This is a genomic window from Pseudomonas sp. SA233, from assembly GCF_054792385.1.
Map to the genome: position 1 here is coordinate 3358366 of NZ_CP096449.1, position 13934 is coordinate 3372299.

The following is a 13934-nucleotide window of genomic DNA, read 5'->3' on the forward strand; positions in this document are numbered from 1 at the left end:
AGGGACGGCGGTGCCCTCAAGGCCAATGCAATACCTGTGGGAGCGGGCAAGCCCGCGAAGAGGCCGGTTCAGGCAACACACATTCCGCGCCTCTTGCTTGACGTATACGTAAACCTGCCCTCAGGATACCCGCATACCCCACGCCGAGCCCCAGCATGAGCACCCAGACCTACAGCATTTCCGACCTGTCCCGCGAACTGGACATCACCACCCGCGCCATCCGCTTCTATGAGGAACAGGGCCTGCTGAGCCCCGAGCGCCGTGGCCTGGAGCGTATCTATTCGGCGCGTGACAAAGTCAGTTTGAAACTCATTCTGCGCGGCAAGCGCATCGGCTTTTCGCTGGCCGAATGCCGCGAGCTGATCGAGCTGTACGACCCCTCCAGCGGCAACCTCAAGCAGCTCAACAGCATGCTGGCGAAAATCGCCGAGCGCCGCGCCCAGCTGGAACAGCAGATGCTCGACATCCACCAGATGCAGCTGGAGCTGGACACCGCCCAGGAGCGCTGCGAACAAGCCCTGGCCGCCACCCTGAACAACAAAGACAACCGCTGAACGCCACAGGAAACCCGCCATGTCCTTGCCCAAACACGTCCGCCTGGTCGAAGTAGGCCCCCGCGACGGCCTGCAGAACGAAGCCCAGCCCATCAGCGTCGCCGACAAGGTGCGCCTGGTGGACGACCTCACCGAAGCGGGCCTGGCCTATATCGAAGTGGGCAGTTTCGTCTCGCCCAAGTGGGTGCCGCAGATGGCCGGCTCCGCCGAAGTGTTCGCCGGCATCCACCAGCGCCCGGGTGTCACCTATGCGGCGCTTGCCCCCAACCTGCGCGGTTTCGAGGACGCCCTGGCCGCCGGCGTGAAGGAAGTGGCGGTGTTCGCCGCCGCCTCCGAAGCATTCTCGCAACGCAACATCAATTGCTCGATCAGCGACAGCCTCAAGCGCTTCGAGCCGATCATGGAAGCCGCGCGCAACCATGGTGTGCGCGTGCGCGGCTATGTGTCGTGCGTGCTCGGCTGCCCCTATGAAGGCAAGGTCAGTGCCGAGCAGGTCGCCCCGGTGGCCCGTGCCCTGCACGACATGGGCTGCTACGAGGTATCGCTAGGTGACACCATCGGCACCGGTACCGCCGGCGAGACCCGGCGCCTGTTCGAGGTGGTCGCGGCACAGGTACCGCGCGAGCAACTGGCCGGGCACTTCCACGATACCTATGGCCAGGCCCTGGCCAACGTGTATGCCAGCCTGCTCGAAGGCATCAGCGTGTTCGACAGCTCGGTGGCCGGGCTGGGCGGCTGCCCCTATGCCAAAGGCGCTACCGGCAATATCGCCAGTGAAGACGTGGTGTACCTGCTGCAAGGGCTGGGCATTGAAACCGGCATCGACCTGGACCGACTGATCGCCGCCGGCCGCCGCATCAGCAGCGTGCTGGGCCGCGACAACGGGTCGCGGGTAGCGCGGGCGCGCAGCGCGCAATAGGTCATACAGGTGTCACATTGGTGTGGGTGGAGTGTTACCGCCCCCACGTTTTGCAGCAAAAAATCGGGTAACAGGGAAACAAATCGGCAGAATTTCAGGCCGGTCGATTTCGACTGAAATCGCCAAGTGCTTGATTTTAAAGGGTTTGCCAAAGTTGGCACGCACCCTGCTATATCTCTGGTACAACAACAAAAAAAATGTGACACCCAATAAAAACAACAGGTAACGGCTCTGACATAACAAGAACAACACGGCAGAGGCGTAGCAAGCAGATTTTTTTGGAGTCGACACGCTTTTCAGGGGTACGCCCCGCGGTCTGGCACAGAACAATAAAACTACCTCCAGGTAGCGGCAGCCAGGTTCGGATCAGCAATGATGAAAGCAGGTCAGCGCTCAAAAAAATACGTTTGCTCTTGACCCCGCATGGGGGTCGCCCGCAACACCAGGACAGGCTGACAAAAACAAAAACAGGCCGGTCCCAATAATAAAAAAAGAGCAGGCAACAACGCTTTGAGGGGAGCTTCGGCTCCCCTCAGTGCTTCCTGCCCTCTTCCTCCTCCTGCTTTCCCTCATCCTGCCCTTCGAGCTTGTCCACCAGCAACGGCATCGTGCCCAGCACCAGCAGGGCCAGTATCGTGCTGATCAACGCCGTGGCTTCGCGGCCCATGCCGGCTGCCGTACCGATGGCGGCGGTCATCCACAACCCGGCGGCAGTGGTCAGCCCCTTCACATGGCTGGCGTCCTGGCCGTTGCCCTTGAGAATGGTGCCGGCACCCAGAAAACCGATACCGGCGACAATGCCCTGGATAACGCGACTCAGCGCTTGCTCGTCGGCCCCGGCCATGCTCGGTGCCAGCACGAACAGCGCGGCGCCCAGCGAAACCAGCATATGCGTACGCACCCCGGCGGCCTTGCCCTTGTGCTCGCGCTCGAAGCCCAGCACAGCGCCAAGCAGGGCTGCCATCAGCAGGCGTACGAGGATTTGCGTGACCTCGCGCTCGTCAGTGACATCGGCGAATTCGGCCTGGATTGTTTGCCAGATGAGGTCCATTGCTTTCTTCCCATGTGGAGCATTGTGTTGTCAGGTTCGGCCTCTTCGCGGGTAAACCCGCTCCCACAGGTACTGCACTGCATTGAAACCTGTGCAAACCCTGTAGGAGCGGGTTTACCCGCGAAGAGGCCGGGCCTGCCATCTGCAAGGGTTGACCTCCGGGCAAATGACAAAGTGCCGCTCAGCTTCCGGATGCAGCAACCCGCCCCGCCCTGTGGTCCACCCCTGTAACCCCCAGGAGAACCACCCCATGCCCATTGAAATCGACGAAACCACCCGCCGCTGCACCCTGATCGCCGAAGACCTGCGCATCGAGGGTGATGGCCCGTCCATCGAAATCGTCACCGACGAACAGCTGCGCATGTCCGTGGCCCTGCTCGCCGGCCAGCGTGTGCCTATCACCGAAGCCGAGGCCGATGCACTGACCGTGGCGGGTGCGGTGGATAGCCGCAGGCATCTGAAGGCCAGCACGCCAGGCTCGGTAATCTGAGGCCTGGCGGGGCCTGCCCGGAAATCTGATACGGTTTTTATCGCAAAATCTGAGCCTGTGCTGATAACAGCCTCAGGGCCATAGTGCTCATGCCTGATCGAGGCCTGATGAGCACCGAGCCATGAACGATAGAATCCTTTTTACAGAGATCGCCACCGCCCCAGCCAGCCCCCAGCCACGCCGCGCCGACAATGGCATCCATACCCGCAGCTTCACCGGGCTGTACCGCAACCTGCGCATCGGCTTCGCCGGCGCCCTGTTCGTGCTGTTCTTCGGCACCGCCTGGCTGAACTGGAACGGCCGCCAGGCCGTGCTGTGGGACCTGGGCAACAGCAAATTCCATATCTTCGGCGCCACCTTCTGGCCCCAGGACTTCATCCTGCTGTCGGCGCTGCTGATCATCTGCGCCTTCGGCCTGTTCGCCATCACCGTGTATGCCGGCCGCGTGTGGTGCGGCTACAGCTGCCCGCAAAGCACCTGGACCTGGCTGTTCATGTGGTGCGAAAAGGTCACCGAGGGCGACCGCAACCAGCGCATCAAACTGGCCGCCGCGCCCTGGAGCCTGAACAAACTGGCCCGGCGCACGCTGAAGCACAGCCTGTGGCTGGCCATTGGCGTGCTCACCGGGCTGACCTTCGTCGGCTACTTCACCCCGATCCGCCCACTGGCCGCGGAACTGTTCACCTTGCAACTGGGCGGCGTGGCGCTGTTCTGGGTGCTGTTCTTTACCGCCGCCACCTACATCAATGCCGGCCTGCTGCGCGAAGCGGTGTGCCTGCACATGTGCCCTTATGCACGCTTCCAGAGCGTGATGTTCGACAAGGACACCCTGGCGGTCGCCTATGACCCGCGTCGCGGCGAGGCCCGTGGCCCGCGCAAGAAAGGCAGCGACCTCCGCGCCCAGGGCCTGGGCGACTGCATCGACTGCACCTTGTGCGTGCAGGTGTGCCCCACCGGCATCGATATCCGCGACGGCCTGCAAATGGCGTGCATCGGTTGTGCGGCGTGCATCGATGCCTGTGACGGGGTAATGGACAAGATGGGCTACGTCCGTGGCCTGATCGGCTACAAGTCCGAACGCAGCCTGCAAGGTGGCACCACCCACTGGCTGCGCCCGCGCCTGCTGGGCTACGCCGCCGCGCTTGGGGTGATGATCGCGGCACTGGTGGTGGCCTTGCAGCTGCGCCCGATGGTGTCGCTGGACGTGATCAAGGACCGCGGCCTGTTCCGCGAGAATGCCCAGGGCCAGATCGAGAACATCTACCTGCTCAAGGTCATCAACAAGACCGAAAGCACCCGGCACTATGAGCTGCGCCTGCTGGACGCCGACGGCTTCAGCCTGCAGGGCAAGACCTCATTCATGATCCCGGCCGGTGAAATGAGTGAACTGCCGGTGTCGGTGGCGATGCTCGCCGAGCGCCCGGCCAGCAGCTCGCAGACGCTGAGCTTCGAAATCAGCGAGCGCGACGACCCCGCCATCCGCAGCGTGGCCCACAGCCGCTTCGTTGCGCCGATGAACCGTTGATCCCTTACACTGATTCCACCTTGCCTGCCAGGCTTCGACAGAAGGCCAAAATGAAACGCTACGAACGCTTTGCCGACGACATCGCCGAACTGATCCGCTCCGGGGTGCTGGGCCCCGGCCAGCGCGTACCCTCGGTGCGCTATGCCAGCCAGACCCACGGGGTCAGCCCGTCCACCGTGTTCCAGGCCTACTACCTGCTAGAGCGGCGCGGGCTGATCCGCGCCCGGCCGCGCTCGGGCTATTTCGTCAATGCCCACGCCCCGCGCCAGTTCAGCGAGCCGCAGGCATTGCAGCCGGTCAGCGAGTCCACCGATGTCGACGTCAGCGCGCTGGTGTTCTCGATTCTCGACTCGATCAAGGACCCCAACACCGTGCCGTTCGGCTCGGCCTTCCCCAGCCCCGAGCTGTTTCCGCTGCAACGCCTGTCGCGCTCGCTGGCCAGCGCCAGTCGCAGCATGGACCCGCGCATGGTGGTGACCGACCTGTCACCCGGCAACCCGCAGCTGCGCCGGCAGATTGCCCTGCGCTACATGGTTGGCGGGCTGATGCTGCCAATGGAGGAGTTGCTGATCACCAACGGCGCGCTGGAAGCCCTGAACCTGTGCCTGCAGGCCGTCACCCAGCCCGGTGACCTGGTGGCCATCGAAGCCCCCGCCTTCTATGCCTGCCTGCAGGTACTGGAGCGTCTCAAGCTAAAGGCCGTGGAAATTCCTGTGCACCCGCGCGAAGGCATGGACCTGGGCGTGCTGGCGCAAACGCTGGAAAAGCACCCGGTCAAGGCCGTGTGGTGCATGACCAATTTCCAGAACCCGGTGGGCGCCAGCATGCCGGAGGCGAAAAAGCAGGCACTGGTGGAGCTGCTGGCGCGTCATCAGGTGCCATTGATCGAAGACGACGTGTACGCCGAACTGTACTACGCGCAACAGGCCCCCAAACCGGCCAAGGCCTTCGACACCCAGGGGCTGGTGATGCACTGCGGCTCGTTCGCCAAGAGCCTGGCACCTGGCTACCGCATCGGCTGGGTGGCAGCCGGGCGCTTTGCACAGAAGATCGAGCGGCTCAAGCTGATGACCTCGCTGTGCGCCTCGATGCCGGCCCAGGCGGCCATCGCCGACTACCTGCAGCACGGCGGCTACGACCGCCACCTGCGCAAGCTGCGCTATGCCCTGGAAGGCCAGCAGGCCAACATGCTGGCGGCCATCGCCCGGCACTTTCCGGCGCAGGCGCGGGTCAGCCAACCGTCCGGCGGCTACTTCCTGTGGCTGGAGCTGCCCGAACAGATGGACGCCCTCAAGCTGTTCCACATGGCCTTGGCCCAAGGCATCAGCATCGCCCCCGGGCCGATCTTCTCGCCCACCCGGCGCTTCGGCAACTGCATCCGCCTGAACTACGGCAGCCCCTGGCATGAGGATGCCGAACGGGCCATGGAAACCCTGGGGCGGATCATCCGCTCGTTCTGATGACTGGCGCCCCGGCAGGCGGCTATAGTTGCTTGATCCGCTCACCGGGCCCTCGCCATGCAAGCAGACTCGCTCCCGTCATTGGCACAACTGCAAGCGCGTGTCGCAGAACTGGAAGCTCGCCTGGCAGAGCGCGACGACACCGCACAGGCCCACATCCAGCTACTGGGCGAACTGCTCGACAACAGCCTGGCCAACGTGTTTGCCGCCGACAGCGAGATGCGCCTGGTCGCGATCAACCGCACGGCCCGGGAAACCTTCGAGCATTACCGGGGCTTCGTGCCGCAGATCGGCGATTACGTGCCACAAATTCTGCTCAACCAGCCTGACATCATGGGCCGCCTGGCACCGGTGTGGCCACGCGTGCTGGCCGGCGAAGCCTTCATCGACACTATCTCACTCGGCCCCTCCGACGCCCCCCGCCATTACGAAATCCGCTATCACCCATTGCTCGATGCGCAACAGCAAGTCCAGGGCGGGTACCTGTTCGCCTATGACATCACCGAGCGCATGGCCGAGCAGGAACGCCTGCGCCAGGCCGAAGAGGCCCTGCGCCAGTCGCAGAAAATGGAGGCGGTCGGCCAGTTGACCGGCGGCATCGCCCACGACTTCAACAACTTGCTAGGTAGCCTGCTTGGCGCGCTGGAGCTTGCAGAGCAGCGCCTGGGCGAGCAACGCCTTGCCGACACCGCCCGCATGCTCGGGCTCGGCCGCAGCAACGCAATGCGCGCCGCAGCCCTGGTGCAGCGGTTGCTGGCCTTTTCGCGCCAACAGACGCTGATGCCACAAGCGGTGGATGTGCAACGCCTGGTCGCCGACATGCATGACCTGATCCGCAGCTCGACCGGCCCGCACATTGACTTCCAGGACCGGACGCGGGCCGCGCAATGGTCGATCCGCATCGACCCGCAACAGCTGGAGAACACCCTGCTCAACCTGTGCATCAATGCCCGTGACGCCATGCCGCTGGGCGGCACCTTGCGCATCGGCTGCGAAAACGCCGATCTCGCAGCGGCCGAGGCCAAGCGCCTGGACCTGCCGACGGGGCACTATCTGCACATTCGTGTCGAGGACACCGGCGTGGGCATGCCCAGTGAGGTGCTGCAACACGCTTTCGAGCCCTTCTTCACCACCAAGCCGCTGGGCCAGGGCACTGGCTTGGGATTGTCCATGGCCTATGGCTTTGTTCGCCAGTCCGGGGGGCAGTTGCTGATCGACAGCGTCACCGGGCAAGGCACTTGCGTTCACCTGTACCTGCCCCGTGACCAGAGCGCTTGCGCAACCGGCCACGGCGAGCCAGCCACATCCGCCACCGCGACGTTGCAGCCGCGGATGCACCGGATCATGCTGGTGGCGGACCAACCGGCCCTGCGCCTGGTACTGGTCGAAGTGCTGACAGAACTGGGCTATCAGGTGCAGGCTTTCGAGAGTGGCCACCAGGCTCTGGAATCGTTGCAGAAAGGGCCGCCACCGGACCTGTTGATCACCGATGTCGGCCTGCCTGGGCGACTCGACGGTTACCAGCTTGCAGAGGCCTGCCAGGACCTTGTGGCGGATGCCCCGGTATTGCTGATTACCGGCTACGAGACTGCCGAAACGGTGCACTGTGCCCGGCCCGGCAGGCGCACCGAACTGCTGCACAAACCCCTCGACCTGAACACCCTCGGCGAACGGATCGAGCGCCTGTTGGGCATTGCGTCACACCCGCGTTGACTGGCTATTCGCCTGTTACCGAACACGCTAAAGTCTGGGCTTCATCCACTGTCGGACGTCGGCATGCCCTCCCGCGACCTGCTTTCACTGCGCCAACAAGTCGAAGCCCTGCAGCAACAGAACGCGCTGCTGGAAGCCCGCCTGGCAAGCCATCAGCAACACGATCAGGACTTATACCGCTCGCTCTTCGACACCATGGACGAAGGCTTCTGCATCATCGAGTTCTTCGACGGCCCGCACGGCCCACTGAGCGACTATGTGCATGTGCTGGCCAATGCGGCCTATGCCAAGCACGCCGGCATCCCCAACGTGGTCGGGCAGAAACTGCGCGAGATGGTGCCCGATGAGGCCGACGATTGGGTCGCCCGTTATAGCGCGGTGCTGCGCACGGGCGAGCCGCTGCATTTCGAGCAGGAACTGGTCGCCACCGGCCATGTGTTGTCGGTGACCACCTTCCGCGTAGAGCCTGCCGAAAAGCGCCAGGTGGCGGTACTGTTCAAGGACGTCACTGCACGCCGACGGGCAGAGCAGGCCCTGCAGCGCCTGAACGAGGAACTGGAACAACGGGTGAATGCGGCACTGGCAGAACAGGCCAAGGCCGAGGAAGCCCTGCGCCAGGCACAGAAGATGGAAGCGGTCGGCCAGCTCAGTGGCGGCATCGCCCACGACTTCAACAACCTGCTGGGCGGCATCCTCAGTGCCCAGGAGCTGATGCGCCAGCGCCTGGAGCAATCCCGTTTCGACGCCCTGGAGCCATTGCTGAAGCTGTCCAACGGCTCGGCGCAGCGGGCCTCTTCGCTGGTACACCGGCTGCTGGCATTTTCCCGTCAGCAGACCCTGCAGCCCTGCTCTACGCAGGTGGCCACGCTGGTGGGCGGCATGGAAGAGCTGCTGCGCCGCACCATCGGCCCCTCCATCACCCTGACCAGCCAATTCCCCTGCCAGCTGTGGCCGACCTTCATCGACCCGCCGCAACTGGAAAGCGCCCTGCTCAACGTGTGCCTCAATGCCCGCGATGCCATGCCTGCCGGCGGCGTGATCGATATCCTCGGTGACAACCTGCTGCTCGACGACCAGCAAGCCCGTGCACTGGAACTGCCAGCTGGCGAATACGTACGGCTGAGCATCAGCGACAACGGCAATGGCATGTCGGCGGAGGTGGCCGAGCGCGCCGTCGACCCGTTCTTCACCACCAAGCCCATGGGCCAGGGCACTGGGCTGGGCTTGTCGATGACCTATGGTTTCGTGCGCCAGTCGGGCGGGCAGCTACGGGTGTTGTCGACACCTGGCGAAGGCACCCGCATCGAGCTGCTGCTTCCCCGCCACCACCAGCACCCCGAAGCCCCGGCACCCAGGCCACTGCGCACACTGCTGGAAAAAAGCAGCGGCGCCACGCAGCGTATCCTGCTGGTCGAAGACCAGGCCGCCTTGCGCGTGGTCGTCTGCGAGGTGCTGGAAGAACTGGGTTATCGGGTCGATGCATTCGAGAACGGCCCGGCTGCCCTCGCCCATCTGCAAGCTGGCGAGCGGCCAGACCTGCTGTTGAGCGATATCGGCCTGCCCGGCGGCCTGAATGGCCGCCAGTTGGCTGAACGTTGCCGCGAGCGCCACCCCGACCTCAGGGTGCTGTTCATCACTGGCTACGACGAAAGCGCGGCGCTCAGTGACGGCCAGTTGCTGCAAGGCACTGAGGTGCTGACCAAGCCGTTCGAGCTGGCAGTGCTGGCCGAACGGGTACGCACGCTGCTGGAGGATTGACCGGCGCGTTCAGCGCCCGCCGCCCAGCTCGATGAAGCTGCCGGTGGAGTACGAGGCTTTGTCCGAGAGCAGCCAGAGGATGGCCTCGGCCACTTCCTCGGGGCGCCCGCCGCGGCCCATGGGCAAGCCGGGCTCGAGCTTGCTGACCCGGTCGGGGTCGCCCGACAGCGCGTGGAACCCGGTATGGATGTAGCCTGGCCGCACACCATTTACCCGCACGCCCTCGCCTGCCACTTCCTTTGCCAGGCCAATGGTGAAGGTGTCGAGGGCGCCCTTGGAAGCGGCATAGTCCACGTATTCGTTGGGCGAGCCCAGGCGGGCGGCCACCGACGACACGTTGACGATGGCCCCGCCCTGCCCGCCGTACCGGCGTGCCATGCGCTTCAGTGCGTGCTTGGCGCAGAGCATGGGGCCGACGACGTTGGTCTTCATGACCTTGAGCAGGCGGAACTCGGACATGTCCTCGACCCGGCTTTGCTGGCCAATGGTGCCTGCGTTGTTGACCAGCGCGGTGACCGGGCCGAGTTCTTCGTCAACGCGCTGGAACAGCTGGATGACCTCATCCTCGACACTGGCGTCGGCGCGCACGGTGATGGCCTTGGCGCCCAAGGCTCGGACCTGGCCGAGGATGTCCTCGGCGGCCTGGTCGTCGGCGTGGTAGTTGATGCAGATGCGGTAGCCCTGACGGGCGGCCAGCAGCGCCGTGGCGGCGCCGATGCCGCGGCTGGCACCGGTGATGACTATGACTTGCTCCATGGGTCTGCCAATCGTTTGGAAAGGGAGCATCGACAATAGGGGAAAAGGCAGCGCGTGGGAATGACCTTTCCTTCTGCTACTGCGTGGGTTTGCCTTGCCCGGGAAACAACGTCTCGAACCGCGGCGTCGCCCGCGCAACGAAACCCAGCCCCTGGTGCATGATGAAGTAGGCAGCGATTTCATTCCGCTCGGCGAAGGCATAGCCTTCCTCCGGGCCCAGCACCATCAACAGTGTGTCCAGGGCATCGGCACGCAACACCGAAGGGTCGACCACCGACACTGCCGCCAGCGCGTGCTTGACCGGCCTGCCGACACGGGGATCGAAGGTGTGCGAATAACGCTGGCCACCTTCCTCGAAATAGTTGCGGTAATCGCCGGCGGTGGCAACGCCGTAGCCATCCAGGGCGATGGCGCGCTCCACTTGCTGTTCGCCCCCACCACTCGGTACCTCGAGGGCGATGCGCCAGGGCGAGCCATCCGGTTTGCGGCCGACGCCCTTGAGTTCACCGGTGATCTCGACCAGATAGGCCTGGATACCCAGGGCCGCAAGCCTGTCGCCCACCCGATCCACTGCATAACCGGCGAGCATGCTGTCGAAATCCAGCTGCGCCGCCACATCCTTGCACAGCTTTTCTCCATCCAGGTGCAAGTGCTGCAGCCCTACCCGTGCCTGCTCCCGTGCCAGCGTGCTGGCGTCCGGCACCTGCCTACCGCGTGACTGCGGGCCGAAGCCCCAGAGGTTCATCAATGGCAAGACCGTCAGGTCGAAAGCCCCGCCACTCTCGCGGAACAGAGAAACACCGTACGCCAGCAATTGCTGCATCTCTTGCGGCACGGCCTGACAGGCGCCGGCCGGCAGGTTGTTGAAGCGGGAAACCACGGAATCGCCGCGCCAGTTGGAGAACTGCTTGTCGAGGGCCTGGAGAACAAGCTCGACTTCGGCCTTTACTTGTCGCGAATCGGGCGTCTGTGCAGTGGGTATGTACTGGATCGAATACGTACTCCCCATGGTCGGCCCGCCAAAGCGTTCAATCCTGTCGCCGCAGCCATACAGCAACGTCACCAGCATCACCAGCAGGCTTGCGCGCATCATTGGACACCTCGCAGACTCTGGCCGCCCGTTCGCGGCGCAGGCTATTTCACCAGAGTTGCGAGATGGCAATTGGCCTACCGTTCATCAGCAAACCTGGTCAAAAACCGAACAAACTCCTCATCGAACACTCTGATCTGCGCGGGTGATCATTCATCCCCCTCCCTTTCCGCTTAACGTCCCGGAAGCAATAAAACAACCATGTGCATAAGCGCACAGGGGCGTTCTTTGCCCAAAAATTGGAGGACATTACATGTCTAGCCATTCGTTGCAGAGCGTCGAACGCCTGCAGAGCCGCATCCGCGCCCAGCGTCAGCCGCAACAGAAACCTTTCTGGCGCCGTCTGCTGGCCATCGCCTCATCCTCTCAGCGTAGTTGGCACGGAGGGATCGAGCTCAGGGGATACAAGGAACTATCCAACGCTACGCCGGTTGCCCCGGTCTTGGTCGGTAAAATCCAGCTGGCGATTCCGCTCGGGCGGGGTCGGCGGTTTGTCCAGCCTTGCGTGCAGCCGGGGCAGCATGTGCGCAAGGGCGAAGTGATCGGTATTGGCGACAACACCACCGCTTGGGTGCATGCCAGTACCTCCGGCATCGTGGACCGGATCGATCACGTCTTCGCGGCCGACTCGGCCGAGCCAGTCATGGCCGTCATCCTGAACGCAGATGGCCTGGACGAGTGGCTCGAACGCCCGGCACCGGGCCTGCCGCAAACGCCAGAGGCGCTGGTCGAGCGCGCATTGCAGATGGGCATAGTCGGCCTTGGTGGTGCGGGTTTCCCCACGGCCCTCAAGCTGGCCGACGCACAGCAGCCCGACCTGCTGCTGATCAACGGTGCCGAATGCGAGCCCTTCCTTACCTGCGATGACCGCCTCATGCGTGAAAATGCCGAAGCGTTGATCGAGGCCGCCGACTATGTCGCCGCGCTGCTGGGAGTAACGGCAACCCGTTTCGGCATCGAAACCAACAAACCGGAGGCGATGGCCACGTTACGTGCCGCCGCACGCCAGGCGCGCACCCGGGTCGAGATTTGTCCACTTCCGGAGCGTTACCCAGCAGGTGGGCAGCCGTTGATGATCAAGAGCCTCAGTGGCCGCAACCTGGCCCCGGGGAGCCGCCCTGCCGATATCGGCGTCCTCGCCCTGAATGTCGCAACGCTCTACGCGCTGGGCCGGGCTGTCTTCCAGGACGAACCACTGACCAGCCGCGTGCTGACGCTGACAGGTGACTGCGAGCGCCCCGGCAATGTGCGGGTGCCGGTGGGTTACCCGGTCAGCGAACTGCGCGCAATTGCTGGCGCGTCCCCCACAGGGCAGTTGACCCAGGTCGGCGGCCCGATGATGGGGCTGCCGCTACCGGACGCCAACGCCTTCGTCAGCAAGACCAGCAGTTGCCTGATTTTCGGCGCCGAGCGCTACCTGCCGGCTGCTCGCCCCGCCAGCAGTTGCATTCGCTGCACGCGCTGCGTGGATGTCTGCCCGATGTCGCTGCGGCCGCTGGACCTCTACGCTGCAGCCGAGCGCCTGGACAAGGCCAGCCTGCAGGAACTGCGCCTGGATGCCTGCATCGAATGCGGCAGCTGCAGCAGCATCTGCCCAAGCAATATCCCGCTGCGCGAACGCTTCCGCCAAAGCAAGACGGAGGTCCGCGCATGAGCCTGATACGCCACCCCATCCCGCAACGGCTGCGCACGGTGATGCTGCTGGTCGTCCTGTGCCTGCTGCCGGGCACCGTCCTGTATGCCTGGCAATTCGGCGTCGTGGTCTGGTTGCAAGTGTTCTGGTGCGTGCTGTTCGCCCTGGGCTTCGAAGCCGCCCTGCTGCGCCTGCGCGGGCATGACGTACGCAAGGGTTTGAGCGACTTCAGCTGGCTGGTGCTGGGCCTGATACTGGCTCGGGCATTGCCGCTGATGGTGCCGTTGTGGATGATCGCCCTGGCCAGTTTTGCTGCTCTGGCACTATGCAAGCACGCCAGTGGAGGCCTTGGTCGCAACCGTCTCAACCCTGCCATGGTTGGCCTGGGGGTCGTTGCCATCTGCTTCTATCAGCAGCTGTACCCCGCGCCATCGAACCATGCCCCCTGGACCGCAACCCTGGACGCCAAGGCGGTTCTGCTCCAACAACTACAGTTGGTGCCACGCCTGGAGCTCGATGCGTTCGCCGGCGCCACTCAACTGGCGCAGAACGAGTTCACTCATGTCACCCACAATCTGTCGGGGTTCGGCTACATTGCCGGCGGTTTGCTGCTGGCTTCGCTGCGGGTGATCCGCATCGAGATTCCGCTGGCGATGATCGCGAGCACAGTATTGCTGTGCATGGCTGCCGGCCACAGCCTGCAGGAAGCCGTTTACAACCTCAGCCTCGGCGGCTATCTCTTCACCGCCTTCTTCATCGCCACCGATCCGGTCACCAGCCCCGATACCCGCGCCGGTCGCATCCTCTTCGGCGTGACCGTCGGCACGCTGACCGAGCTGATTCGCGAGTTCGGGCTTTACGCCGATGGCCTCTGCTTCGCCGTACTGGCCGGCAACCTGCTGGTGCCGCAAATCGACCGGTTGGTGCTGCGCATGCAGCGGCCCTGGTACGCAGCAGCGAGTGTCTGACATGGCATTTGGCAAAG

The 13934-nt window shown here is 64.0% G+C and carries 12 protein-coding genes; 9 read left to right on the forward strand and 3 right to left on the reverse strand.

Annotated elements, in window-relative coordinates:
• Window positions 1-155: 155 nt before the first annotated feature.
• Both M1D87_RS15520 and M1D87_RS15525 read left to right on the forward strand, forming a co-directional pair.
• Entirely contained in the window at window positions 156-554 is a 399-nt protein-coding gene (locus tag M1D87_RS15520; protein ID WP_013972930.1) for a MerR family transcriptional regulator, read from the forward strand.
• Window positions 555-573: 19 nt separating this feature from the next.
• Entirely contained in the window at window positions 574-1473 is a 900-nt protein-coding gene (locus tag M1D87_RS15525; RefSeq protein WP_015270649.1) for a hydroxymethylglutaryl-CoA lyase, read from the forward strand.
• Between the two features lie 532 nt (window positions 1474-2005).
• On the opposite strand, the gene M1D87_RS15530 is transcribed toward M1D87_RS15525, so the two are convergent.
• Window positions 2006-2524, reverse strand: a complete 519-nt coding sequence (locus M1D87_RS15530; protein ID WP_123085023.1) for an MgtC/SapB family protein — start codon at window positions 2522-2524, stop codon at window positions 2006-2008.
• Window positions 2525-2774: 250 nt separating this feature from the next.
• Between M1D87_RS15530 and M1D87_RS15535 the strand changes: the two genes are divergently transcribed.
• The 5 genes from M1D87_RS15535 to M1D87_RS15555 all read left to right on the forward strand — a co-directional run bounded on the left by M1D87_RS15535 (window position 2775) and on the right by M1D87_RS15555 (window position 9470).
• Entirely contained in the window at window positions 2775-3014 is a 240-nt protein-coding gene (locus M1D87_RS15535; RefSeq protein WP_013972933.1) for a DUF3203 family protein, read from the forward strand.
• A gap of 121 nt (window positions 3015-3135) precedes the next feature.
• Entirely contained in the window at window positions 3136-4539 is a 1404-nt protein-coding gene (gene ccoG / locus M1D87_RS15540) for a cytochrome c oxidase accessory protein CcoG (protein WP_123085022.1), read from the forward strand.
• 50 nt (window positions 4540-4589) lie between these two features.
• Window positions 4590-5999: a GntR family transcriptional regulator MpaR gene (gene mapR / locus M1D87_RS15545; RefSeq protein WP_039614217.1), complete on the forward strand. Its 1410-nt coding sequence runs from the start codon at window positions 4590-4592 to the stop codon at window positions 5997-5999.
• A 57-nt stretch (window positions 6000-6056) separates the two neighbouring features.
• Complete coding sequence (locus M1D87_RS15550; RefSeq protein WP_123085021.1) at window positions 6057-7712, forward strand: PAS domain-containing sensor histidine kinase; 1656 nt, start codon at window positions 6057-6059, stop codon at window positions 7710-7712.
• A 63-nt stretch (window positions 7713-7775) separates the two neighbouring features.
• Window positions 7776-9470 (forward strand): response regulator, encoded by a 1695-nt coding sequence (locus M1D87_RS15555; RefSeq protein WP_123085020.1) that lies wholly within the window; start codon window positions 7776-7778, stop codon window positions 9468-9470.
• A gap of 9 nt (window positions 9471-9479) precedes the next feature.
• Here the strand turns inward: M1D87_RS15555 and M1D87_RS15560 are convergent, their stop codons facing one another.
• Together M1D87_RS15560 and M1D87_RS15565 are read right to left on the reverse strand one after the other, a co-directional pair.
• A complete protein-coding gene (locus tag M1D87_RS15560; RefSeq protein WP_039614214.1) occupies window positions 9480-10226 on the reverse strand; it encodes an SDR family oxidoreductase in 747 nt (248 codons plus the stop codon).
• Between the two features lie 76 nt (window positions 10227-10302).
• Window positions 10303-11319: an FAD:protein FMN transferase gene (locus tag M1D87_RS15565; RefSeq protein WP_003260284.1), complete on the reverse strand. Its 1017-nt coding sequence runs from the start codon at window positions 11317-11319 to the stop codon at window positions 10303-10305.
• A gap of 250 nt (window positions 11320-11569) precedes the next feature.
• Here M1D87_RS15565 and rsxC point away from each other — a divergent pair, with 250 nt between their 5' ends.
• Together rsxC and M1D87_RS15575 are read left to right on the forward strand one after the other, a co-directional pair.
• Window positions 11570-12970, forward strand: coding sequence for an electron transport complex subunit RsxC (rsxC, locus tag M1D87_RS15570; RefSeq protein WP_123085019.1), 1401 nt, complete (start codon window positions 11570-11572; stop codon window positions 12968-12970).
• On the forward strand, window positions 12967-13917 hold the full coding sequence (locus M1D87_RS15575; protein ID WP_123085018.1) for an RnfABCDGE type electron transport complex subunit D: 951 nt from the start codon (window positions 12967-12969) through the stop codon (window positions 13915-13917). Before rsxC ends, M1D87_RS15575 begins: the two co-directional genes overlap by 4 nt.
• Window positions 13918-13934: the final 17 nt, after the last annotated feature.